This window comes from Bacillus paranthracis (assembly GCF_024296885.1).
Taxonomy (GTDB): Bacteria; Bacillota; Bacilli; order Bacillales; family Bacillaceae_G; genus Bacillus_A; species Bacillus_A paranthracis.
Genome location: NZ_CP101135.1, coordinates 2,438,952 through 2,465,092, shown reverse-complemented (window position 1 = coordinate 2,465,092; position 26,141 = coordinate 2,438,952). Strand labels below are relative to the sequence as shown.

The 26,141-nt window shown below is 31.8% G+C and carries 22 protein-coding genes, 2 pseudogenes, 1 riboswitch and 1 other annotated feature; of the genes and pseudogenes, 4 read left to right on the top strand and 20 right to left on the bottom strand.

Going from position 1 to position 26,141, the window contains the following annotated elements:
* Positions 1–93 precede the first annotated feature (93 nt).
* The 11 genes from NLJ82_RS12565 to NLJ82_RS12515 all read right to left on the bottom strand — a co-directional run bounded on the left by NLJ82_RS12565 (position 94) and on the right by NLJ82_RS12515 (position 11,882).
* Positions 94–900 (bottom strand): DegV family protein, encoded by an 807-nt coding sequence (locus tag NLJ82_RS12565; protein ID WP_000831947.1) that lies wholly within the window; start codon positions 898–900, stop codon positions 94–96.
* 199 nt (positions 901–1,099) lie between these two features.
* Positions 1,100–1,606 (bottom strand): DUF3189 family protein, encoded by a 507-nt coding sequence (locus tag NLJ82_RS12560; RefSeq protein ID WP_000576331.1) that lies wholly within the window; start codon positions 1,604–1,606, stop codon positions 1,100–1,102.
* Positions 1,607–1,860: 254 nt separating this feature from the next.
* Positions 1,861–2,454, bottom strand: a complete 594-nt coding sequence (locus NLJ82_RS12555) for a GNAT family N-acetyltransferase (RefSeq protein ID WP_000350641.1) — start codon at positions 2,452–2,454, stop codon at positions 1,861–1,863.
* A gap of 4 nt (positions 2,455–2,458) precedes the next feature.
* Positions 2,459–3,481 carry a serine hydrolase domain-containing protein gene (locus NLJ82_RS12550; protein WP_000850784.1) on the bottom strand — a complete coding sequence of 341 codons (1,023 nt, stop codon included), beginning with the start codon at positions 3,479–3,481 and terminating at the stop codon, positions 2,459–2,461.
* Positions 3,482–3,592: 111 nt separating this feature from the next.
* Entirely contained in the window at positions 3,593–4,831 is a 1,239-nt protein-coding gene (locus NLJ82_RS12545) for an MFS transporter (protein ID WP_000793385.1), read from the bottom strand.
* A gap of 65 nt (positions 4,832–4,896) precedes the next feature.
* Positions 4,897–5,155 (bottom strand) — a binding site (T-box leader).
* Positions 5,156–5,209: 54 nt separating this feature from the next.
* Complete coding sequence (locus NLJ82_RS12540; RefSeq protein WP_000344379.1) at positions 5,210–6,031, bottom strand: SDR family NAD(P)-dependent oxidoreductase; 822 nt, start codon at positions 6,029–6,031, stop codon at positions 5,210–5,212.
* Positions 6,032–6,115: 84 nt separating this feature from the next.
* A complete protein-coding gene (locus NLJ82_RS12535; RefSeq protein WP_001042675.1) occupies positions 6,116–6,712 on the bottom strand; it encodes a TetR/AcrR family transcriptional regulator in 597 nt (198 codons plus the stop codon).
* Between the two features lie 189 nt (positions 6,713–6,901).
* A complete protein-coding gene (locus NLJ82_RS12530; protein WP_000549343.1) occupies positions 6,902–9,040 on the bottom strand; it encodes a penicillin-binding protein in 2,139 nt (712 codons plus the stop codon).
* Positions 9,041–9,351: 311 nt separating this feature from the next.
* Positions 9,352–9,951 (bottom strand): undecaprenyl-diphosphatase, encoded by a 600-nt coding sequence (locus NLJ82_RS12525; protein ID WP_001104979.1) that lies wholly within the window; start codon positions 9,949–9,951, stop codon positions 9,352–9,354.
* 261 nt (positions 9,952–10,212) lie between these two features.
* Complete coding sequence (locus NLJ82_RS12520; protein WP_000644320.1) at positions 10,213–11,202, bottom strand: zinc-binding dehydrogenase; 990 nt, start codon at positions 11,200–11,202, stop codon at positions 10,213–10,215.
* A gap of 167 nt (positions 11,203–11,369) precedes the next feature.
* Entirely contained in the window at positions 11,370–11,882 is a 513-nt protein-coding gene (locus NLJ82_RS12515; protein WP_000437689.1) for a GrpB family protein, read from the bottom strand.
* A gap of 128 nt (positions 11,883–12,010) precedes the next feature.
* On the opposite strand from NLJ82_RS12515, the gene NLJ82_RS12510 reads away from it, so the two are divergent.
* A complete protein-coding gene (locus NLJ82_RS12510; protein ID WP_000651951.1) occupies positions 12,011–12,892 on the top strand; it encodes a protein kinase family protein in 882 nt (293 codons plus the stop codon).
* 88 nt (positions 12,893–12,980) lie between these two features.
* A complete protein-coding gene (locus tag NLJ82_RS12505) occupies positions 12,981–14,249 on the top strand; it encodes a sensor histidine kinase (protein ID WP_001012257.1) in 1,269 nt (422 codons plus the stop codon).
* 92 nt (positions 14,250–14,341) lie between these two features.
* On the opposite strand, the gene NLJ82_RS12500 is transcribed toward NLJ82_RS12505, so the two are convergent.
* The 4 genes from NLJ82_RS12500 to NLJ82_RS12485 form a co-directional block, all read right to left on the bottom strand.
* Positions 14,342–14,449, bottom strand: coding sequence for a YjcZ family sporulation protein (locus NLJ82_RS12500; RefSeq protein WP_000120182.1), 108 nt, complete (start codon positions 14,447–14,449; stop codon positions 14,342–14,344).
* 135 nt (positions 14,450–14,584) lie between these two features.
* Positions 14,585–15,385 carry an energy-coupling factor transporter transmembrane component T family protein gene (locus tag NLJ82_RS12495; protein ID WP_000282912.1) on the bottom strand — a complete coding sequence of 267 codons (801 nt, stop codon included), beginning with the start codon at positions 15,383–15,385 and terminating at the stop codon, positions 14,585–14,587.
* Positions 15,378–17,078 (bottom strand): ABC transporter ATP-binding protein, encoded by a 1,701-nt coding sequence (locus NLJ82_RS12490; protein WP_001182473.1) that lies wholly within the window; start codon positions 17,076–17,078, stop codon positions 15,378–15,380. The genes NLJ82_RS12495 and NLJ82_RS12490 overlap by 8 nt, the downstream gene beginning before the upstream one ends.
* Positions 17,079–17,088: 10 nt before the next feature.
* A complete protein-coding gene (locus NLJ82_RS12485; protein WP_001038199.1) occupies positions 17,089–17,637 on the bottom strand; it encodes an ECF-type riboflavin transporter substrate-binding protein in 549 nt (182 codons plus the stop codon).
* A gap of 138 nt (positions 17,638–17,775) precedes the next feature.
* A riboswitch (SAM riboswitch) is annotated at positions 17,776–17,891 on the bottom strand.
* Positions 17,892–18,044: 153 nt separating this feature from the next.
* Between NLJ82_RS12485 and NLJ82_RS12480 the strand changes: the two genes are divergently transcribed.
* Positions 18,045–18,725 (top strand): aspartate/glutamate racemase family protein, encoded by a 681-nt coding sequence (locus tag NLJ82_RS12480; protein WP_000864406.1) that lies wholly within the window; start codon positions 18,045–18,047, stop codon positions 18,723–18,725.
* A 49-nt stretch (positions 18,726–18,774) separates the two neighbouring features.
* Here NLJ82_RS12480 and NLJ82_RS12475 read toward each other — a convergent pair.
* The 5 genes and pseudogenes from NLJ82_RS12475 to NLJ82_RS12455 form a co-directional block, all read right to left on the bottom strand.
* A pseudogene (locus NLJ82_RS12475) lies at positions 18,775–19,035 on the bottom strand (glycosyltransferase); the annotation flags it as partial.
* Positions 19,036–19,406: 371 nt separating this feature from the next.
* The gene (locus tag NLJ82_RS12470; protein ID WP_000744298.1) at positions 19,407–21,500 is read right to left on the bottom strand and encodes a peptidoglycan D,D-transpeptidase FtsI family protein; all 2,094 of its coding nucleotides are present in this window, start codon (positions 21,498–21,500) and stop codon (positions 19,407–19,409) included.
* Between the two features lie 214 nt (positions 21,501–21,714).
* Positions 21,715–23,502: a PAS domain-containing sensor histidine kinase gene (locus NLJ82_RS12465; RefSeq protein WP_000994083.1), complete on the bottom strand. Its 1,788-nt coding sequence runs from the start codon at positions 23,500–23,502 to the stop codon at positions 21,715–21,717.
* 458 nt (positions 23,503–23,960) lie between these two features.
* Positions 23,961–24,812 carry a Cof-type HAD-IIB family hydrolase gene (locus tag NLJ82_RS12460; protein WP_000766401.1) on the bottom strand — a complete coding sequence of 284 codons (852 nt, stop codon included), beginning with the start codon at positions 24,810–24,812 and terminating at the stop codon, positions 23,961–23,963.
* Positions 24,813–24,988: 176 nt separating this feature from the next.
* Positions 24,989–25,567: a cysteine dioxygenase family protein gene (locus tag NLJ82_RS12455; protein WP_000954453.1), complete on the bottom strand. Its 579-nt coding sequence runs from the start codon at positions 25,565–25,567 to the stop codon at positions 24,989–24,991.
* Between the two features lie 92 nt (positions 25,568–25,659).
* On the opposite strand from NLJ82_RS12455, the pseudogene NLJ82_RS12450 reads away from it, so the two are divergent.
* A pseudogene (locus NLJ82_RS12450) lies at positions 25,660–26,111 on the top strand (PadR family transcriptional regulator).
* Positions 26,112–26,141: the final 30 nt, after the last annotated feature.

Below are 26,141 nucleotides of genomic sequence, written 5' to 3'. Positions count from 1 at the left end.
GGAAACGATAAATGAATTCTGTTGCTTAACGGAGACATGATGTACCCCCATTTTCAAATAAAAAAACCCGCGTATCATTCACGGGTTTTCTTCTTAATAACTAATTGCTATTGTACCTTCACCTGCATGTACCGCAAATGAAATTGGTAATGGATATAATTTGAAATCTATTTCAGGGAATGCTTGTCTAATATCTGAAATCCATTCTTCAGCTCCATCTTTATCGTTAGCATGGAACATGTGAAGTACTTTTGGCAATTCTTTTTCAAGTTCATTTTTAATGTATTCTCGACATTTTTGGATTTTACGTACTTTCTTTTCAAGTAAAAGCTCTCCACCTTTTACTTCTAATATTAAGTTGACACTTAATAAACTTCCAAGTAAAAATTGAACTCCCTTTACACGTCCACTTGCATAAAGGCCTTTTAAACTTTTCGGGAATACGTGGAAAGGTCTTCTTTTTTCATCTACTAATGTTTTGTGTATATCTTGTAAAGTCATACCATCATTGTATAACGATTTTGCTTTTCTAATTAGTTCGTCCATTGGATAACTTGTTGTTTCACTATCTAATACCGTTAATGGGAAACCTGCCATTTCTGCAGCTAACTTCATATTTTGATAGGTTCCACTTACTTTTCCGCTAATAGCAACTGCAAATCCTTCTTCATATTCTTCTTTGCATTTCGAAAATAACTCTACCATTTCCCCTATGTTAGGTTGTGATGTAGTGACAGTTTTACCTTCGTTTAAAGCATTATAAACGCGCTCACGCACACCTTCTTCACAATCTTTGTACGACACACCATCAATAATAACTTCAATTGGGATAACAAAGTTATCTCCTTCTGTTGTAAAACTCGCAGTTGTACTATCAGTAATCCAAGCAACACGCTTCATGTTGTTCCTCCCTTAATTCAATTCCTCTTTTCTAATTTTTCTATATATTTATGTTATGAAAAGAGAATATCCCTGTAATAGTAACAGGACTTTATTGTTTTGGCTATAGTAGATAGATGATAAATGTGAATATTTCTTGTCTTTTTCACAAATTAAAAAGAAAATCAAGAAATTTGCTTGATTTTCCTTTTATCCTACATTATTTAAAAGTTTCATTATCTAAAATCACAACATAATCATTTGTTAATCGTCCGGCTTCTTTCGTATAACTAACAAGTCTTTGTACATTATCACAGCTAAGTTTTGCACCCCATACGAGTAATGGTACACCGATAAAGTCGATGTGAAACCTTCTAGAAAACAGACCGCCAAAAGTCATTGGTAAAGGTACTGTTGGTGATGTATTAGAAAAAACAATCTTTTCATGACTTTGATAATGTTTTTGCAGAATCTCTCCTAAATGCTTCATCGCAGGTACAACGATTTTTGATGCGCCGCATCCAATCGTATAAACCGGGTTACCATTTTCATCTACTCCATGAAAAATAATTTTCCCCATATCTTCAGTTTTCAATTTATTAAAGTAATCCACATTTAATATTTCTTCTTTTGTTAGCTTACGATCCGTTGGTAATTTATTTAAATGATAGGCTGCTGCAAGTGCAGTTGAATGCGTTCCGCCGAAATCCGTGTAAATGAATATCATATGATCATCCCTTGTTATAAAAGTTCAATGTTATTTAGTATTACCGTTCACAGCATTGATAAACAAGGGATGAATGTATTTATACTTTTTTATTAATGTATTATTCATTTCCAATTATACTATTGTCTATTTATTATGTTACACCATGTAATAGCCATAAGCTTATTTATAAAAGTAAAAAGACGTACTTTTGACTCGTATGTCTTTTATCATCTTTATTCAAAATAAATGTATACTTTAACACGTATGAATTGTTAGTTAAAATACTTTTCAAAACAAAAACAATCATGCACTCGTTTAAATTGTTTTCTTATGTCTTCTTTATTTTCACCTGTATAATGAGCAAATGTTTGAACTGGATATAACTGATCTATATTACTTTTCATTACACCTTTTATCTCGTCTGTATGATCGCTATATACGTGTAAATAGGAATCTACTTTTACAAATCCGTTCTTTTCATACCATCCATGTACCCATAGATTGTCCCTAGTCCATGCTTCTAGGCGATTTAGGTTACGTTCATTCGCTAACTTCTCCGCTTCCTTTAATAGCTGATTACCAATTTTCATTCTACGGAAATCCGGATGAACTGCAATATGCCAAATCATGCCGCCAAGACCTGTCCCTCTTGAACATACCGTACGTTCTTCTAATTCATATTCAATATCTATTAAACCCACAATTTGATTTTCGTATACAGCTACTAATTCAATTGCAGGATTTTCATATTTTTCTTTCTCTCTAAATACGTTATCGTAATATGCTGTATCTAGAAAAGATAACACACGGCAACGTACCCAACCGGTTTCATCCTCTTTTCTATACGATCTAATTTCTATATCCATATAATTAAAAAGCTCCTTCTATTTCTATCATTAATTTTTCGGGTCCTGCCCCTTTATTTGACGGAATAACTAATGTAATCCCTAAGTCTGGATATACGGCCGAGCGAAAACTAACGCCTGGATCATATCCCATTACATGATATTTGAATATCTTGTTTTCTCTTATTTCAATCCATATTCCATAGCCGTAAGATTGATAACTATTTACTTGGATGTGAGGAGTTAAAAGTATTTTTGTATATTCTTGGCTTATGATTTCATAGTTAAATAACGCTTCCCAAAACTTCATCATGTCTGGCGCAGTAATAAAAGCTCCACCATCAGAACCACCTTTTATCGGAATAGAGTAAGCATTTGTTCTCCATGTCTGGCTAATTTCATCTTTTATATATCCGAGAGCTGTCTGCTTTGGTAATCTATCTAAAGAAAAATAGCCAGAATCATTCATACCAATTAATTTAAATATATTTGTTTCTATATACTCGGTAAATTTAAGTCCTGTCTGTTCTTCGATTATTAACCCCAGTATGATAAAACCAGCATTGTTGTAGTGAAACTTACTTCCAGGCGCAAACATCATATCTCTGTTTTGAAATAATGGTAAAAAGTCTTTTAAATTTTTTAATAGATACATAGGAGTTTCTTTCCAAAGATCCTCAAAGTTATCCAAAATACTTTCATCAAAATAATCCGGAATACCCGAACTATGTGTCAGAAGGTGATGTATTGTAATATCTTCATTGAAATTTGAAAATTCAATACTTAAACAATCTTTTAACTTTGTATGAAGAGTAATTACACCTCTTTCAACAAGTTGACAAATGCCAATTGCTGTGAATATTTTACAGCCGGAGGCAATTCCAAACCTAGTTTGTAGCGTATTGTTTATATACTCATTTCGATTTGCATAACCAAACGCTTCTTCATAAACTATGCCCTTTTTTTCTTTCACTAAAATTACCCCAGAGAAATCTATATGACGATATATTTCTTTTACAATGTTATCTATTTGATTTTTTGTTTTCATTACAAAAATCACCCTCGTTTATCAATATTGTTCTCCTTTTTTATATTTCCATATATAGGAGGGATAACCCTCCTATTGAACATCGTAAGATTCAAATCAAAACTAAGAGAATTATTTCGAATGTATTGACTCAGAAGAATGCACTTTAGAATGTGATGGCAATAAAGTAAACACACACAATATAATAGTTATAAGTAACATTACCAATGATCCTACAATAACTACAAGTTGTATAGAAATAAATTGAGTTGCAACTCCGAATAGAATCGTAATCAAAATGGTTATGCCGGCAATTACTAGTCCATATATACTTCCAATCCGTCCCATTATGTGAACGGGAACGTTGTTTTGATAAAAGGTATAATATCCTGTATTTGCATATGCCATAGAGAAAGATAAAATAAAGAATCCGATAGCAGCTATTAAAAACTCATTTGAAAAAGCATAAATTATATAACCGATTGCGATGAAAAATGATCCTATTCCAATTAAAAATGAAGGTGTTAATTTTTTTGATAAAATTGTATTTGTTATTGCTCCTAAAATAAATCCGGCTCCAGCAATACTAACTAAAAAACCATATTCACTATCTGTTAACAATAAAACTTCTTTCGCAAATGACAATTCAAGTGAATCATTTGCGGCAGCTAACACCATCATCCCTTGAAATAAGAAGTACACGAAAACGATATACAAAGACTTTTTACTGAAATTTAAAACGATGGTCCAATCTTTTTTTAGTACAGCTAAAGACAACCTGTCATTTGATGTATGAATATCAGGTTTTTTATCAAGATTAGGTAATAGCAATGTAATTATTCCTGATAAGAGAAACGCTATAGCATTTATATATATTGCAACCTCTGATGTACTTGCTATTAACAATGCTCCCGCTATCGATGGTCCAATTACAGAGGCACCAGACCCTATTAAACTACGCAATGAGTTGAAACGTTGTCTTTGTTCAACTGGTATTAATTTCGTCATATACGTCATCGCAGTTGGCTCATAAATTGCATTGGCCATACTAATAAAGAATACGAATACATAAACGATCCAAAGTGATGGAAGTAATGGTAAAATAGCGATACATACCGCGCGATATATATCGAGGTAAATCATTAATTTCCGTTTATTTAAACGATCAATCATACTTCCTGACCAAGCGTTTGTAAATAGAGTAGCTAATGGGTTAATTACATATAAAGTAGCAACAGCTAAGGCTGAGCCACCCATATGATAGACAAGTACATTCAGTGCTATTAAGTAAATCCATGCCCCTAAATTTGCAATACCAACTCCGGACAGTAGTAATAAAGGATATTTCCAATCGTTAAGTAAGTTTTTCATTTTAGGCCCCCGCTTTCCAAAGTGTTTTAAACCAATAAAAAAATCCCACCCCCAAGACTTTTAGTCTTAGGGACGAGATTTATCATCGCGGTGCCACCCTAGTTTGTTAATATGTCACCATATTAACCTTATCTGGTACTGCATTCTAATTCATGCTTATACCATAGCTCTATAACGGGAGCTCCCGTCACACTACCCCCTAATTATAGGTTCCGATGCGCTGCTCAGAGGCTTGGTTCAATAAAGAATTTTTACTCCTTTTCAGCTAAATGGAGCTCTCTGTGAAAAATTCATTTTATTTACTCTTCTCTTCACTGCATTTGATTTTTCCATATTATCACATTTGCATTTAACTGTAAATAAAAAATAATCAGATATTTATAGTTGGGTCATTTTTGCTTTTCGACCAATTCGGCATATGAAACGCATTAGCTTTTTATGAAGATAAGGAAATAAGGTAAAGAATACGTCCATTGTTTTTTTAAACGGCATTGGACATATAACTAATTTATTTTTATGAATAGCTTTCAGTGCAATTTTAGCAAACTTGTCTGCTGAAATCGGCTTATTTGTTTTTAGTTGTTTTATAATTTGGCCCTTATTCATATTAATTGCAATTGATTTTTCAAATATGGGTGTATCTACAAAAGTTGGACAAAGTACACTTACATTTACACCGTATTCTTCTGCCTCATAATGTAATGACGTTGTTAAACCGACGATAGCATGTTTTGTTGTTGCGTACGCGGTACAAAGTGGAGCAGGTCCTAAACCTGTTGCAGACGCAGTATTAATGATATGACCAAATCCTTGTTTTTTCATGAATTGGTAAGCCAATTGTGTCCCGTAAATTACTCCTAATAAATTTATTTCAATAATATGTTTCCAATTATCTAAAGACATATCGAATACTTCTCCATACATAGCAATTCCAGCATTATTAAACATATAATCAATTCTACCAAACTCATTGACTATTTTTATAATAAGTTCCTCTACGGATTCAGCGTTAGTAACATCTAAATATTCGAACCTAGCTAGTTGATTATTATTTTTTATATTATTCACAAGCTCTTGACCACTTGTTTCATTAATATCTGCGATAATTACAAATATATCTTTATTTGCTAATCGAATAGCTAAAGCTTTACCGATACCAGAAGCTCCGCCAGTTATAATTGCGACTCTTTGTTCATCCATATAAAAAACCTCCTGTTGTTAATACATATAATGAAAACGGACGAGTGTAAAGATTTGAACAATCGTTCTAATTCGCTTGTAATGCTACGCATGTTTGTTTGAAATAGAAAGTAAAAAAATCGTAATGGCTTCATTAAATAAAACTTCTAATTTCTCTGTTTCAAATGAATGAATGAATTGACATAATCCACCTAGCCATGAACCTAATAAAAGACTTGAATCCTCAACATTTTCTATATAAAATTCACCACTTTGTATACCTTCATCCAAAATTTTTTGATATGTTTTTAAAGGGATAACAGCTAAACCATAGAGTTGTTGAATTGTAGAAGGGTTCGCGCTCGGATCAGAGGCAAGTTCTTGTCCTGCTCTTAATAATGGCGTTTTGTAATTATAAAGTACAAATTTAGCTATCCCATATAATTTCCCAGTAGCGTTTGTATACTGTTTTTCTGCTATTTCCCATTTATCGTGCCAGTTTCTCATACTGTCTTTAGCTAAATAAACAAATAATTCTTCTTTATTTTTATAATGATAATATATATGTCCTTTACTGTAACCAGAAGCTTTCGCAATGTTATCAATTGAGGTTCTTGTATATCCTTTTAAGGAAAATAACTCTATCGCTTTCTCTGCTATTATTTCTTTGGCTAAATCGCTATCGTATCGTCTTTTATTCAATGTAGACTCCTTCCGTCGTTTCATACAAAAATTTGAACAATCGTTCTAATTTCAATATATGTAGGTTTTTCTGTTTTAGTAACTGTTAAAAATCTTATTTATTATTTTTTCTAAAAATTACGGTGCGTGAAATTACTTGAATCATTAAAAAAAGAGTCTATTATATATAGACCCTTCATATTTCCTGAATTAATTTGTATTTGCCTCTACTAACGGTTGTAACGGTGGTTCTAATTCTAGTTCTAATATATCGCCTTCTTGTATAGCTTGTCCTTTTTCAATACTTTGATTTGTTACATAACCCGTACCTGAAGTTTTTAAATCTAATTTTAATAGTTTAGAAAAATACATAACATCACGCATGGACCAACCTTGTAAATTGGGCATTGTTGCGTTGTTTCCTAATAAAAATATACGATCACCTTCACTCATTACTTCACCAGACTGCGGATATTGTTTTTTAATTTTTCCTTCTCCTAAAATTATCGGTTGGAGTTTCTCTTTTTTTACATTATTCTCTACCGTATCTATTGATTGATTCACATAGTTTTGCACTTTTAATTGGGATTTTTTCGTTGCATTGGTCATTTGTTGTTCTGTATATGGTTTCACCTTTAAATATTCAAGGCTATTTTTCACAACTGGTTTAAATATTTCAGCGAGTGGCTGAGCTCCATATTCATCTCCCTTTAACTTTGGCTGCTTAATAGCTAAGTATACAATTAACTCTGGGTCATCAATTGGAGCCATACCTAAAAATGAAAAAATATAATTTTCTTTTCCTTCCATATATCGTCCATTTTCAGGATTCGGAATTTGCGCTGTTCCTGTCTTGCCTCCTATTGGGTAACCATCGACTTTATACATTGTACCTGTACCTTTTGAAGACGTAATAACACGCTCCATTAAGTCTCTTACCTTGTCCGCAGTCTCTTTTTTTATCGGATTGCCAACTTCTTTCGGTTGATTTTCCATAATAACTTGCTTGTTTGTTGGATTTACAACTTTGTCAACGATATATGGTTGCATCATTTTCCCGTCATTTGCTATAGCGGTTGCAGCTTGGATTAATTGAATTGGAGTTACTGTAGAACCTTGTCCGAAAGAAGTTGTTACTTGTTGAATTTGTGTATTTAATAATAAAGTATTTTTACTTTCACCAGGTAAATCTATTCCCGTTTTTTGGTTAAAACCAAATTTATTCATATATTGCTTAAATTTATTTGGTTTTAATAACTGATCTTCTAAAATAGAAAAAGCTACGTTTGATGACCTTTCAAAACCTTCATCAAATGTTATAGATCCCCATCCAAACCCACCATTATGATCTTTTATATCCGATGAACCTACTGAATACTTGCCGGATTGAAAATATTCTTTCCCGTTATATACACCTTCATTGATTGCTGCAGCTAACGTAAATACTTTCATCGTTGAACCTGGTTCATATGCATTTGCGATTGGATCATTTAAAAAGTATTCAATATCCCCTTTATTAGGATTAAAACTAGGTTTACTAGACATAGCTAAAACTTTCCCCGTCTTTGGATCCGCTATAATACCTACTAACATAGAAGGGTCATAGTGCTCTTGCGCCTTATTCATCGCTTCTTCTAAAAAACTATTAATTTGTTTATCGAGCGTAAGATATACGTTATTTCCATGTTTAGCGGGTTCTATTTTTCCTATATCATTTGTAAGCGGGATACCTCCTCGCGCTCCCACATATTCTATATTCCCATTTGTCGAGCGCAAATATTTATCTAAACTTTTTTCAAGCCCAAACTTCCCTTCTGTATTTCCTTTATCGTCTGGTCTAGCAAAACCAAGTATATAAGATGCAAAATCTTCATTTGGATACACTCTTGCTTTCTCAGGCATAAAAGAAACACCTGGGATTTTCAATTTTTTAATTTGTTCTTTCTTTTCCCTAGACAGATTCCGGCCAACTTTTCCGATTTCAACTTGCGTACGCCCTTCATGGAAATTCTTTAACACATCTTCTTTATTAATTTCAAGCGCATCAGCTAATTGCGCTGCGGTTTCATCTTTATTTTTCAATTTGCCATTACCTTTCAAATTCACAACAACACGATACGTTGTTGAATCTTGAACGAGCACTTTTCCAGTTTGATCATAAATCGTGCCACGATTCGCTTCCAAAACACCATTTTTATTATGTTGTTCATTTGCTAAATCCTTTACATTCACATTATGCACGACTCCTACTGCTTGAATATAGAAAAAACGCAAAAGCATAATTAGAAACAAAACAATAAAAGCAATCATAAAATACCGCGCGCCTTTATTCGTTTGAAGTTTATGCATATTTCGCTCCTTTCTTTTTTAATTGATACATGCAAGGATGTGCTTTAAAATATGTAATTTTTACTTTCAATACTATATGTTTCGAAGTTTTCGTATGAATTCCTTTAAAACAGTGTGAAACTAGTTATAGTTATTGTCAGTTATTTAAATACTTAAAATACAGTACGTGAAATTTAAGAATATTCACTCTTTTTGTATAACACTCAAATTGTTATTGCAAGTAATCTATTCACTTGTATACAACAAAAAATCCTCCTCTGAATTTCCAAAGGGGGATTTTTTCCTAAGCTATAAAAGGCTAGTTATGAAATTTAAGCTACATGGTTATATTTCTCTAAAAAACGAATTCGTTTCGCTACGAATGCATACATTTTGAAAACAAGTTTTGCTATTGGTTCAAAAATACGTTTTTTCTGCAATAATAAACAGCTTGTTAAAATCGTTATGACAGCCGCACCCATTACATCTAAAGGAAAATGAACACCTACATACAAACGTGATATACAAACTAATACTGCCCACAAAAGTGCGATATATCTTAACTTTTCTCCTCTAAGAATAAACATGAATGCAATCGATAATACAAGTACAGAATGATCACTAACAAAGGATGAGTTTTCTGCGTGGGGTACTAGTTGATTCACATCATATGATACAAAAGGACGTGGATGATAGTATACTAAATGAATAAAAACATTTACTAGCAATGCAATTATTACTGAAAGTGTCGTATACAACACTGTATATTGTTTTCTTATCGCATTCTCTTTCTTTCCGTTATGAAACCATAAGATAAGCATGAATAGAATAGCCACATATGCAGCACTATTTGTAATAGCAATCATTACCTTATCTAAGAGTACAGATGTACCTGCTAAATTGTTTATCCATTGAAATACTGCGTAATTCACATTACTCTCTCCTTATAATTTCTTATTTCACTTGAAATTAAGATACAAGTTTACTTGATTTACACAGTATACAACATTTACACACATTTAGATTTTCACTTTATTCATGTTACTAATTTTCATTTGACAATTATGTAACTATTTACACGCATTAAAAATATATATGATGGAAAAACCTTTAAAATCATATAACCCACTAACTAAAAGTGTATATATTACATAACATATACATATAAAAACATAGGTTATTAAATCCTATTTTTATTCCATACGTAGAGCGATATTACCAAACTGTTCTCCCTGCTCCATACGTCTTAACGCTTGAATCGCTTCTTCCAACGAATAAACTTTATCCATAATTGGTTTAATCTTATATTTCTCTATAAACTTAATCATTTCATTAAATTCTTCACTGCTACCCATAGATGTCCCCATAATATCGATTTGATTATAAAATAACGCTCGTAAAGGTAATTCAATTTTATCTCCGGAGCTTGCACCAAAATTAACAATTCTCCCATTTGGTTTTAATACATCAAAGTATTTTAAGAATGTTGCTGGACCTATACTATCAATTATTAAATCTACTTTTCCTCCGCATAAACTCTCTTCCCAATTTCCAGAACTATTAAAAGAAAAATCTGCGCCATATGTTTCGGCAAATTTTCTTTTGTTCTCTACCCTTGAAGTAACACTTACTTTTGCGCCAATTGCTTTTGCAAATAACATAGCAAATGTCGCTACACCGCCGCCTATCCCCGGAATTAAAACATGTTCTCCACACTTCAATCTACCCTTTGTAAAAAGCGCTCTATATGCAGTCAGTGCCGATAAAGCCAAAACGCCAGACTCTTCCCAAGTAAGATATGACGGTTTTCCTACTACATTTTCAGCGGGCACTATTACATATTCAGCAAACGTTCCATCTTTTGGTCCCCCTAACACCTCTGGTAACTCTGGTACTTCGGCAATATTCTCCCATCCAATACTAGGATTAATAATAACCTCGGCTTGTAATAAATCAGCTGAAACACCTTCTCCTATTTCTGTAACAACACCTGCACCATCTGACCCTATTACTAACGGTAGATCCATTTCTTTTCTATTGTTTATAATAAATAAATCCCTATGATTTAATCCTGCTGCTTTTAACTTTACTTTTACTTCCCCGGCATTAGGATTTGTTTCAGATAAAAATTTATATTCTAACCCCTCTACCCCTTTTTTATATTGATGTAAAATTGCTTTCATTGCTTCATTCCCCCTTAATATTTTCAATGTACTAGAAATATCGAAATAAATAAACTAATCTGTCTCCAATAATTAGATGTATATCGTTATGACAAAAGAAAAAATCCCTCCCTATAAATAACGTAGGAAGGGATTTTTTAAATTTTTTCAGATAAAAATCTGTAATGTTAATTCTTTTGAGTTTTAGCTAATTCTAATATCTTTTGAATAAATGGTGCTTTTGCATTTGTATAAGAAACACGATCAAAAGGATATGTAGCTGCAAGTCTCTCTTTTAGTTCTCTATATTCTTTACGTGCCCATTCATGCTTTATTAGAAAGTCTCGAAATAAAAGATTGTTTTTCCATTCGTCACTATTATAAATATAAACATGTAAATGATGAGTACCCGCTCTCCATTTTCCCTTTCTAAAAAAACGCCAATTAGGTGTTTCTTTTGGAACATACTCATATCCAATTTTTAATAAATCTTCAATCCACTTTTTGATAATTTGCAAATCTGTTACGCCAATCATCATATCAATTAAAGGTTTCGCTCCTAACCCTTGTACAGATGTGCTCCCTATATGTTCAATAGCAATACAATCTTCCCCGAATAAAGAAATAAATTTCTCTTTTTCTATTAAATACTCTTCGTTCCACTCTTTTTCATATGGTTTAATAACGATTTGTTGTTCCATTTTATCCACCTTTTTATAATTATTTATTATTATATTTATATAAATTTCATGTGATTCACATAGGATTTTTACAAAACGTGTCGAATACTGAAATATATAACTTAATTATAATAAATGCGAGGTATAATATGAAAGATATTCCAGTTGAAATTCAGTTAAATCAAGTTACATTCCAGTTAAAAGAACATCATAATTTTGATTGGCTATTGAAATTAGGAACCGTATTTGCAGTTTTTGACCAGCAAGATTCAGGTAATATAAGTTTTGGTGTTGAAAAAAATGGCCATAAAAAATTCATTAAATACGCAGGGGCACAAACAATTGCATACGAAGGAACAATAAACGACGCTATTGAACGTTTGAAAAATTCAGTTTTCCTATACAAGGAATTAAAACACAACTCGCTTATAAAACTAATTGAACACTTTCCAGTTCAATCTGGATATGTATTAATTTTCGATTGGTTTGATGGTGAATGTCTTCATTCGCACTGGAGTTTCCCGCCTCCTGAAAAATATAAAAATCCAAACTCTCCATTTTATAAATTTAAGCATTTACCTGTTAGAAAACGAGTTCAATCCTTAAATTCCATTTTTTCTTTCCATACATATGTCGAAAAGAAAAAATATGTAGCGATAGATTTTTATGATGGTAGTATTATGTATAATTTTAATGCAAATGAAACGAAAATTTGTGATATTGATTTATATTCTAAAAAACCATACGTAAATAAAATGGGAAGATTATGGGGTTCCTCACGTTTTATGTCTCCTGAAGAATTTGAACTAAACGCTATAATTGATTCGAGAACAAATGTATTTAATATGGGGGCAATGGCTTTCGCGATTTTAGGTGGTGGAAAAGATCGCTCCTTTACAAAATGGGAAGCAAGTAGGGATTTATATGAAATAGCGTATCGCGCAGTAAATGAAAACCGAACCGAACGATATGCATCAGTTAAAGAATTTTATGAAGAGTGGGTAAACGTGTCGAATACTAAAAAGATATAAATCTATATTATTCAAACAAATATATAGTTTATACTATTATCATGATAATATATATGAAAAGGAAATTAAAAATAACGAGGCAAATATTATGAACTTTGTGTATATCAATCAACACGTGTTAAATAACCTTCTATACATTTTAAGTAGCATATTTATTTTTTATTTTATATATGATAGCGGGCGCAATTTGAAGAAATATAAAAAACTACTTATTATACTTTGTACGAGTATCCCTCTTATTTTATGTATGCGCTATCCTATCTATATGGATGAAAATTGTATTCATGATTTAAGACAAATACCGGTTATAGTAGGTACGCTTTATGGTGGCTTCCCTGTCGGTATAACATTGTTTGCTATTTTATTAATTACAAGATTTTCATTTTATGGATTTAGTATATTAACAATAGTAGTGTATGGAACAATGTTTATCATTACAGCATTCGCATCCGCAAAATTTAATACGTATAATAGAAAAATTAAAGTAGCTTATGCAATGTTTTTAACATTTTTCTTAGCAATATTTACAACTGTAATTGTATTAACTTTATCAGATTTTGAAGTGAATAATTTGTACATCATTTATTTCATAATATTACCAACCGTTTTAATGTTGTTTGTAGTTTATTTTAATGAAGTTTTAAAAGATGCAGTATGCATGCGATCGAAGTTAATTAAAATGGAAAAAATGGAGATTGTTAGCCAACTCGCTGCTAGTATATCGCACGAAGTAAGAAATCCCTTAACTGTTGTAAAAGGATTTACACAACTTTTAAAAACACCAAATTTAACTCCAGAATCAAGAGACGAGTATATTAAGCATATACTGGAAGAATTACATCATGCCCAAGGGATTATTGATGATTATTTAACGTTTGCTAAACCTGCTTCAGAAAAGTTAGATGAGATTTCAGTAGAACAAGAATTAAATCGAGTTATTAATATGATCTTACCTTTATGTAATATGAATACAATACATATTACAAAAGATTTCTCTACGGCAACAATAGTTGGTAATAAACAGCACTTTCAGCAATGTTTTTTAAACTTATTAAAAAATGGTATTGAAGCAATGCCTAATGGCGGTACTTTACATATCTCCTCTTCTATTAGTAATAATAAAGTTATCATACGAATTGAAGATAGCGGAATTGGTATGTCACAAGAGCAAATAAATCGATTTGGCGAACCGTATTTTAGTACAAAAACGAAAGGTACAGGTTTAGGTACAATGGTTGCTGTGAAAATCATTGAAACGATGCACGGTAGTTTAAAAATCCGAAGCGTTATGAATAAAGGAACTACTTTGACAATTACATTCCCGAAATGTAATAAAAACGCATCTAACAACAAATAAAAAAGGAGCATAATCGCTCCTTTTTTATTTGTTTCGATACAGAAGTATCTTCTATGTTTTTTTAGTTTACATTTGTGGAGACTAATTAAAAATTAGTACCCTCCGCCCCAGCAGCTGCATCCAACGATAATTAATAAAATAAATAACACAACTAATAAAGCGAAACCTCCACCAAAACCACAAGAACCACCGTAACTCATATTTTCTCCTCCTTTTGGTTTGAAAACTAATAGGTAGTTGATCATTTTAACTGGTTCGTATTATACATTATGTAAATATCCCTTTTTTGAGCATGTCTATATAAAAATAAGTAAAAGCACTCATTTGAGAGTGCTTTAAAATGGATACCAAAAATTTTGAAATACATGTAACTTTACATATACTGCAGCAATTAAAATAAAAACACCTACAAATAAAGCAATGAAATCTCCGATTTTCGCTTTATTTGTATAGAACCACGTACGTGTATCCTTCTTTCCAAATCCTCTTAAATCCATTGCGTTTGAAACTGTATCGATTCTCTCTAAAGAATGAATAATTAAAGGCCAGAAAATTAAGACACGGTTTTGCATGCGAATCCATAAACTTGCTTCTCCTTTTTCAAAAGCTACTCCTCTCGCCTCTTGGGCATGTTTAATAACTTTATATTCGGACTGTATATCAGGTATATAACGTAATGCGATATTTATCGCATAAGTAATTTTATAATGAATTCGAAATTTACTTAAGCTACTCACAAATTTGCTTGGATCAGTCGTATAAATAAAAATAAGTGTAAATGGTAATAACGTAAAATATTTTAACGAAAGTGTAGCTGCATAAAATAATGTTTCGTATGTAATTGTTGCATATCCAATATACATAAATGAAGTATACGATCCAGTTAATTCAGATCCATGGGTTGGTGTAATAAATAAGATCATGACAGAATTTAATAAACTAAATGTAAATATAACAGTAAAAACAATAAAAATTTTACGAAATGGAATTTTAGCAACTAAAAGTCCGATACATCCAATTATAAATACGAATAGCAATACGCGAAAATCAAAAAATAAAAAGGTAAGCGTCATACAAAAAATAAATAACAACAATTTCACTGCTCCGTTCATGCGATGAAAATATGTATTATACACCTTCCTCCCTCCTAATATCATTAAAATAAAGTTCCATAAATTTTTCAGGATTTGCAATACCACTAAATTTAACGAGTTTGAATAAAGAGCTCTCCTTTAAGTTCGCTCTTTGTAACGTTTCTGGATGTCCTAATACAATGGATGCGGTATGATTCGCAATAATCCTCCCTTCGTGTAAAACTATCGCCCTGTCTGCATATTCCAATGCGAGATTCATATCGTGTGTGATAAAAATAAATGATATTCCCTTTTTAGCTAATTTTCTAATAAACGACATAAACTGTTTATAATGATAATAATCTTGTCCCGCTGTCGGTTCATCTAATATGATAAGTTTTGGATTTGCTGTTAGTACAGATGCAATCGTTAATCTCTTTTTTTGTCCATAACTTAACGCCTGAATTGGCCAATTTCGAAATGGATACAAACCACAAATTTTTAACGCTTCCTCCGCTCTAAACTTAATTTCTTCCTTTGAAACCTTTTGTAATTTTAATGTGAATGAAACCTCTTCTATAACAGTAGGTTGTGTAATCATGTGATTTGGATTTTGCATGACATAAGATATAATCTCACCGCGTTTACGTATAGACCAAGAATTAATATTTACTCCATCAATTAAAATCCTGCCATTTTTTGTTTTGTTTATTCCTATAAGACTATGAGCTAATGTTGATTTTCCAGCTCCGTTATGGCCCAAAAGTGCTACAATTTCTCCTTCATATATGGATAAATTTACATTCTCTAATACTTTTTGTTTATTAGGATATGAAAATGATAAATTCTCTACTTTCAATAATTCTTTTTTTGTAGGAGTATCTTTACAAAAAGCTTTTTTCTCCATCCACTCTTTTATTACGCCACTAATACTTTCCTTATGAAGATTTTCAAGTGGATATATTACGTCATTATTACTATCAAAATGTAATCTTTTTAATCCTTCTATGTACATAGGTTCTCTTAATCCGATTAAGGGTAATATATTTGACGCTAAAATCTCATCTGGTGTCCCTATCGCAACAATTTCCCCTTCATCAATTAAAATAATTTTATCTAAATCCAGATTTAACATTTCTTCTATTCGATGTTCAATAATTACAATTGTTTTATTATATTGCTTATGTATATTTTTAATAAGTTCAATTGTATGTAAGCTGCTAGCTGGATCTAAATTTGCTAACGGTTCATCGAACAATAATATAGGAGCATTTGTTGTTAACAAACCCGCTAAAGAAACAGTTTGTTTTTGCCCTCCAGATAATTCATGCGGACTTTGTTTATGAAAAGTATGCATCCCTACCTTTTTTAATGACTCCGAGACAATCTTTTTCATTTCATCCTGATTTACACATTCATTTTCTAAATAAAAGGCTACATCTTCTTCTACTGTAAGACCAATAAATTGTGCATCTTGATCTTGTAAAATTGTGCCTACATGTTTACTCAGTTCAAAAACACTCTTTTTCCTCGGATCTTTTCCAGCAATTAAAATATTACCAGTACTAGTCCCTTCATAAGAAAATGGGATTAGCCCATTCATACAATGAGCTAACGTTGATTTCCCTGAACCACTTCGTCCAGCAATTAGCACTTTTTCCCCAGGATATATATGAAATGTAATGTCTTTCACAGTAGGCTGCGCTGCATGCTTATATTGAAAGTTGAATTGTTCAAAAGAAATAATTGGTTGCATTTTAATATCCCTACTTTTCAATTTTTAAATGTGCATGTTTCTTATTCGATTTAGCTAGGCCTATTGTAATTGGCAATCCAAGAACTAAAAATACAATAACGTCAGCAATTGTTGCACCTAACACTTGTATAACAATTTTGTCAAACGGTTCTCCCATTACAATAATATCGAATGCCCCAGCAAATATAATAGCAATGACAATTCCAATTAAGCCAGTAATGGCTAAATAAGAAATATCTCCCTTATTATATGTCCCGTTTTTCACACTAAAGCCAACTCTTTTTTGAATGAACCCCATTGCAAAGCCAATAATGCCTGAACTAATAACCCATCCCCACCAAATACCCCAGCCAGCGATTGTGTCTGTTACGGTATGACCGATAAGTCCTATTAACAGTCCTGCCACTGGACCAAATAACGCTCCAAAAACGGTTAAAATAGCTAATGCAGGTTTAATAAATGTATTTGGTGCAATAGAAAATCCCCAAAGTCCTAATATCCCGTATAATGCTGCTCCAATTCCGATTGCCACTACTAATTTTGTTGATAATTTGTTCATAACAATTCCCCCTCTTAATAGTCAACTTTTATTACTCTATATTTATTTTGAAAATGAATTATGCATCGACACTCCCTTTCTATACAACAAAAAATGACCTCTTACATAAGAGGTCATTTTCTTTCACGTTTAAGAATCCTCTTATCTTCCAAAAAACACATCGTGTTCTCCGCGGAATTAGCACCTTCCTATACATTTACATAGGGGTTGCTGAGGTATCATAGGGCCGTTCCCTCCACCTCTCTGGATAAGTATTAATTTGTAATTCGTATTATGGCATTAAGAAGTATAAATTTCAACACTTTTCTAATTATTTTTATTTTTTATTTAACGGCACGTTTAAATCATTGTATTCTTATCGGAATTATGAAATAATAAATTTAAAATAGTTACGGGAGGAATGTACGATGAAAGTAATTGGTTTAATTGGCGGACTAAGTTGGGAATCTACATCATTATATTATAAACATATTAATACACTTACACTCTCTCAATACGACCAAAATGCAAAGCTTGTTTTATATAGCATGGACTTTGGTGAAGTAACGACTTTATTACAAAATCATCAATATGAAGAAGTGAAAAACGAATTAGTTACTGTTGCAAAGAAGGTTGAAAAATCCGGAGCTGAATGTTTATTAATGTGTTCCAATACGGTCCATTTATTTGCTGAAGAAGTAGAAAGTGCAATATCCATTCCACTTCTTCACATAGGTGATGTAAGTGCTAAAGAAATGGTAGAACAGAATATAAAGCGTATCGGATTATTGGGTACGAAACAAACGATGGAACAAGACTTCTATAAATCACGTCTAGCAAACTATAACATTGAGACAATCATCCCAAATGAAGAGGAAAGAAATTTTATTCATCATGTTATTTTAAATGAATTAAGTAAAGGAATTATTTCAGAAACATCAAAAGAAAAGCTATTACAAATTACAAAATCATTAATTCAAAATGGCGCAGAAGGTATACTACTAGGTTGCACCGAAATACCGTTGCTCATTTCCCAAAACGACCTTACTGTTCCTGTTTTTGATACTGCTTTTTTACATGCAAATACTGCTGTGCAGTTTGCGGGATAATCATATAAAAGCATAAAGGTTGAGCCTCTATGCTTTTATATTCCCCACACTATTTATTTAAAAGAGATGTAATCACTGTAATTGCTTCATTTGAACCACCACAATCTAAAAAACTATCTTTCAGTTTTCGTATTCCATGCTTATACTTTTCATTTGAAAGAACATCGGTTACCGCTTCTTTTAACGTTTGCACATTAACATTCTCTTTCAATAACCGATGCGCGGCTTCAAGCTCAGTTAATCTTTGTGCTATCATTGGCTGGTCTTTATCGTGTGGAATGATGACAAATGGGACATTAAAATATTTAGCACTTCTTTCTCACTCCTTACATTTCAACGCTCTTAATAATCATACTGTAATAATTACCGTCAATCTTCCCCTAATAGTCCTAATATACTTGCTACTTTAGATTGATAAATAATTGTCAGTTATTTAATTAAAAAAGGCATCTACATAAGTAGATGCCTAACCGTGATAAGGAGTGTTCTGTGAGGTTAGAATAAGCTTTTCAGCTTGTCCTATGCTATCAATATATGATTTATTTTATAAAACGTGAACAATTGATAGAATGATTTTACCTTTCTATCACCCATTTTGAATCTATCCCTAAATTAAATGACTCTAGTTTCTATATTATTTCATATGTTTTAACCTTCTTGAGAGCTATCTATTTGTAAATTTTATCCAGTCATTCTCTTATTTTTCAATTCAAAATAAGCATCTAAAACTTCTTTTCCAATATCAGAGTTAATACCAGATTTATCATTCATAACCCACGGCACAACTACAGAGAATGCTACTTCTGGATTATCATATGGCGCATACCCTGCTAACGTTAAGTTATAACATTCTCTTCTCTCGCCCTTTTCATTTCTTCCAATATCGCTTTCTCCACCGTAAACTGTCTGTGCTGTTCCTGTTTTACCTGCTGGTTTATAAGATGCTTTTTGGAACGCCCTTACTCCTGTTCCATCACCCTCTTGGAATACCTTTCTAAATCCTTCTTTTACTTGATTTATATAATCCTCTTTCATATCAATTTTATTTAAAACAATTGGTTCTACTGCATGCACCACTTTACCAATCTCATCTTTTTGCGACGTTTGCTCTCTTACCTCTTGTACAATTTGTGGCTTCATTCGATATCCACCGTTTGCAATTGTTGAAATATACTGTACGAGCTGAAGTGGTGTATACGTGTCATACTGACCAATTGAGTAATCTAATAAGAAACCCGGCTGATTATCTTTTTTACCAATTTGTCCAGCTGTTTCATTCGGTAAATCAATACCCGTTGGAACACCTAATCCGAATTGTCTGAAATAGTACCTCATTTTATCAAAGTATTCCTGTTTAATATTTAATGAACTATTTTTCACATAATCCACACCTGCAATTTTTAATGCTGTATGAAACATATAAACGTTTGAAGAGACTTGTAACGCTCTTAAATCATCAATGTTTCCAAACTCTTTCCAAGATTTCTTCTCCCTAGTACCTTTAAACTTCATAGGTGCATCATAAAAATAAGTACCTGGTGTTATAGCTTTCGTTTCAAATCCAGTTAAAACTGTGGCACCTTTAACTGTTGATCCCAGCTCATATGAACTAGTCATTGTACCTAATGCATAGTCTTCAATTTCTGTTTTCCCGTCTTTTTCTACAAGTCTTTTCCCAGCCATTGATAATACTTGTCCGTTTTTCGGATTCATCATTACAACGAAAGCACGGTCCAACATAGATTCAGATCCTTTATATGCCTTTAATATTTTTTCTATACTTTCTTCTACTTTTTTCTGTAATTCCATATCTATCGTTAAAGTTAAGTTCTTACCGCTCTTTCCCTCAGAAATTGTTTCCGTTCTAATTGTAGTACCTTGTTTATCTGCAACGCTTCTTACTTCTTTTTTTGTACCATGAAGTACATCTTCATATTGCTGCTCGATATAACTTTTTCCAACCCTATCATTTCGGCTATAATCACGTACTAAGTAATAATCTAATCGTTCACTTGGTAATCCTTCATCAGAATTAGAAACATTTCCAAGAACGGATCGGAATAATCCATCATTCACATACACTCTCTCCCAATCAACCGACACGTCTACACCTGGGAGATTTGCTAAACCTTCACTAATTATAGTAAATTCCTTTTCACTAACGTCTTTTTTAATAATTTGTGGAGCCATTTGATAACCAGAAGTCATCTTACTTTTAATAGCTAACACTTTTACATCTTTATCTGTTAAATCTTGAAGATTTTTATCCGTAACTCGTTTTCTTTTTAACTCTTCAATTTTTTTATCTAAATTTTTCCCGGTAATATCTTTATCTCTGAACCTATTTATTTCTTTTTTAGATACTAATTTTTCGGTTAGTGTCGGATTTAATTGCATCCAAAAATCTTTCTTATCCGTCTCAGTTAGTTTATCTATATCTTCTTGTGGTATTTCAATTATCTCTGCAAGTTGTCTTGCTGTTTTTAATATTTCTTCTGATTTTACACCTTTCATCTTTGTATATGTAATTGTACGTAAAGACTTATTATCAACTACTGGATTCCCTTCTCGGTCAAATATTTTTCCCCGCGGCACAGAAAGGCTTACGGTTGCATTTTCTCTCTTCTCCACTTCATTTTTATACGTCTCACCATCGATAATTTGTACTTTACCTAATTGTATAATCATGGCAGAAAACAATATAAATACACATAAGAATAAAATGTTTAACCGCATCGGTACTGCTCTATCGCTTTTTTTCTTTTGTTTTTTCACCTTGTCATAATCTCCTCCTTACTGTATTTCTATTAATAATTGAATCTATATATTAAAAGTAATGCACGTTTTCTATACATTACTTTGCACAAATACTAATATATTGATAAAAACTTAATAGAAATTAAAGCAAATCTAAAGAAAAGGTAAAGTTTTCTAAATTAAATACAAAAATACCCAATAACGAAAAGCTTGACTTTTCGTTATTGGGTATTTAAGAATTAATAATTGAACGTATTGATTCTAATCTATCATCATAATTTGATAAAGGCTTTTTACTCTGAATTTTTGGCAAGTAAATCGTTACTGTTGTCCCGACACCAACCTCACTCATAATACTTATATTCCCTTGATGACTTTCAATAATTTTATAACTTAACATCAATCCAATACCGGTACCTTTTTCTTTCGTACTATAGAATGGTTCACCTAATCTTTTAATTCTTTCTTCAGGTATTCCTATTCCTTTATCAATTACACTAATAATGATACCATCTTTACCAATTTCTTTTATGTGAATTGAAATTTCCCCACCATCTGGCATAGCTTCGATTGAATTTTGCAAAATGTTAATAAATACTTGTTTCAGTTGATTTTCTGAGCATTCAATGATTATATCCTTGGAATTTGTATATAATTCAACTTGAATATTTGTCATAATTGCTTTTGTATTCATTAATGAGACGACATTTTTAAATATTTGATAAATATTTTTCTTTTCGGTACTTATTTCGTCTGTTTTAGCAATCGACAAAAATTCTTGAAGAATCGCTTCTATTCTTTCAATTTCAGAAAGCATTAAATCAAAATATTTTTCTTGATCTTCTTTATTAATTTGGAATAACTGTATAAACCCTTTAATGACTGTTAATGGATTTCTAACTTCGTGAGCTACACCAGCTGCTAATTGACCAATTGCTGCAAGTGTATCTGATTTATTTAGCAATTCTTCTGTCTTTTTCCGCTCTGTAATATCCCGTACAATAATCATAATTTTATCATGTAATAACGGTAAACATCTAGCTTCAAAGAAATCGATACTTTCATTAATTGTAAGCGGATATTCAACAATTGCATTTGTTCCTTTTTCTTTCACTTGAAAAATTGCTTCTTGAAATTTTTGTGCTACTGAAGTTGGTAATACTTCGTAAAACTTTTTTCCCATAAAAGCTTCTGCGGGTACGTAAAATTTTGTAGGGGATCCTGCTTTATAATCAATAATTGTGCCGTCATCTTCTGTTAAGAAACATAAGTCTGGTAAAGCTTGAAAAATTAATTCCAATTCAGACGTTTGTTGTATTAATTTCTCTTCTATTGCTTTTAAATGTGTAATATCTACACCAACAGCCCAATAACTAAATCCACTTACAGGAAACTGTTCTGATATATTGGACCACATTATCGTTTTAATTTCACCATTTTTACATGTTAAGCGCATTTCCCAATCTCTAAAGTTCTTTCCACGAGTCAAAAATTTCTTTTGTATCTCGTGACGATAATTATGATCAGGATACAGTAAGCGAAGTGCGTTTGGATTTCCAATTACCTCTTCCGCAGTATATCCTGTTACAATTTCACATTCGCGATTCCACAAAACAAAATCTCCATTATAATCAAGTGCATCAACCATAATAGGCATGTTTTGTAAGATTGTATGTAGTTCCTCCTCTTTTCGAGTAAGTAACGTTGTATTTTTACTTTGAAATCCTTTCATTACTCCACCTATAATTAGATTTGAAAGCATTTCAAAGTATTTTTGGGAATTGAAAATTTCGCTTTTCTGAGACCATACAACAAAAGATCCTAAATATTGATTGTATAAAAAAATGGGGATTTCAATTTTGGGAAGTTTACATATTTTCTTTTCATTTATTCCAAATGAAAATATACATTCTTTTTCAGCATCAAGAAGTTGATGTGATATGTTGGTTAATTGATAAAATTGTTCTGCCATGGTTTCTATTGTACTCACATCAATAAGTTCCATTAGCCGCGCATTCATTCCTTTTTCACCTCAATATGTAAAATTCATACTTCTCCATTATACGAAGAATGTGCCTGTAGGTATATAGCTGAAGAATAATTATTCGAACAAATTTTATTTTTCAATTAAAAACAAAAAATATATGCATGCAAATTGAAACTCTAATTAGTAAGTTTTATTCATCTCCGACTGATTATTAGCTAAGCCAATCATGATCTTTTATGTTGCATGAACTCTCCTTAACATCCTTACATTCGTTAAGTTTTGACATAGTTTTATACACACTAGTAGCAATATAAAAATACATTACATATAAAGTTCATAAAATTTTCACAATTATCATGAAAAATATAAACATTTATTCCAATATATTCTATATAATAAAATGTAATAAGGCTTCTATGAATCTCATAGAATACCTTACCCCTAATAAAAAGAAAAAAAGAATCCAATTGGATTCTTTTTTTCTTTTTATGTTACATTACATATTTATATAAAGCATGTGCAACACCATGTTCTTCATTAGATAATGTTTCATATTTACACATCGCTTTTATTTCTTCAACAGCATTTCCCATTGCAATTGAAATGTTCGCTTTTTCCATCATAGAAACATCGTTTAGCCCATCACCTATCGCAACAGTATTTTCAACTGAAATATTAAGATATTCAGCTAAAGTGTATAATCCATTCCCTTTTTGAGCATCTCGATGATTAATCTCTAAATTGTGCCAATATGAAGATGTAATTGCTAAATCTGAATTATGAAGAAATGTTTCTTTTAGTTTTTTTAATTTCTCTATATCATAAGAAAATGGCAACAATTTATGCACGTGTATTTCTGTTTCTACAATTGACTTGCAACTTTCCGTACTATGAAATGCTGTATGCTCAAGGTATAATGCTGCAATTGTTTCTAATTCTTGTATATCCACATTTGTTTTTGAATTTTTCAAATCCTCAATTTCCCTGCGTACACTTTCCACTCCATATTCTGGAACATATACGCCTTTATCTGTATAAAGTTGATAATATAAACCATTCTCTTCAAGATATTCTACTATTTTAAGTGCCTGCATATTTTGAATTGGATATCTTTTCATCATTTTTTTATCTTTATATATAAGTGCACCATTTTCTGCAATGATCGGACACTCTAAATCAGCTTCTAACAATAATCGTTCAATATCGACAATAGAACGTCCTGTACAAATCGCTACAACATGGCCCGCTTCTTGACATGCTCGAATTGCTTTTGCATTCTCTGTACTAATCATTTTATTCCCTGAAAGAAGGGTTCCATCTAAATCAATTGCTATTAATTTCATTATTTCTTCACCACTTTCTAAAATACACGAGTTCTACCTATATTCAAGGTATCGTTTTCACACTGGTCTCGTGAGGTTCTCTTTAGTTATAATTTATGAAAAGCGTTTCAGGTCAAGAAATAATTAAAAATAAAATCAGAAGCTTTTCTTTTTAAAGAAAAGCTTCTGATTTTAAACTATGAACTATAACTAATATATTTCGTCTCACACATGTACACATTCTTTTCTTCAGTTGGGACATATATTTTAAACTTTTCTAAACGTTTTCCGTAAACATGAATAGTGACAACGCTTTCATTTTCTGCTATTTCAAGAATATGACAATCAGCTGGTGGAATGACTTTATCTGTTTCTCCTTCTCCCAAATAAAGATTTCCTGTATGAGTTAAATAAACAAGTGAATTTTCAAACTGCTTCGTTTGTATAAAGTTCTGCACCATTATTCTTCCTGTAAATACGCCTTCTACTCCCCATGTGCCATCATGATCATGCAAAGGAGTCGATTGTCCATCTTTCCATACAAGAGCTAATACTTCAAAACGATTTAAAGGATCTTCATAAAGCAAGTGTCGTGCATATTGAGCCGAATTCGCCTTCTGTTTTTCTAACGGAAGCCATGTTTTCTTTTCTAAAAGTTCTTCTAATAATTTTTCAATCCCACAAACAATTTGATCTTCTAACAAATTACTATTTATTAAATCCGTTACAGCTTTAATAAATGTTTGGAACGTCTTACTTCCATTACACGTTAACATAAGCATCCTCCTCTACTCTTATTCACACACTTCCATACTAAATAACCAACTAAAATTTTACAATTGAGAAATAAAAAAACAAGGTACAGTAAATTTGTACCTTGCTGAACAGTTTATTGAGTGTTAAGCGAATAGGTAAGAATTTTGAATTAAATCATAATATGCTTTATCCTTCTCTTCGACGTTTTGAGAGTATGGGGGCTATAACGAAAAAGGTACATACACAAGTCGGTAAGCCAAATCGAAATATGTACGACATAACTGAAACAGGAGAAGAAATCTTTTCTGAAATGTTGCGCGAGTTTCCCGAAAAACTCGCGACAAACAATATAGAATTTCTTGTTCGTATCGCGCTTTTTGAAAAGCTTGATTATGAAGCTAGAAAAGAAGTTTTAACAATACGCCAAGACATACTACATAAACAACTTACTACTACTCAATCTTTAATGCTAGTTCACCTTTTATTACAGAAGTCATTGAATTTAGTAAATCACGTATCGAACATGAATTGCTCTGGATTACATCACTTATGAAGAAAATATGAAAAAATAACAATAAAAGTTAAAAACAATGA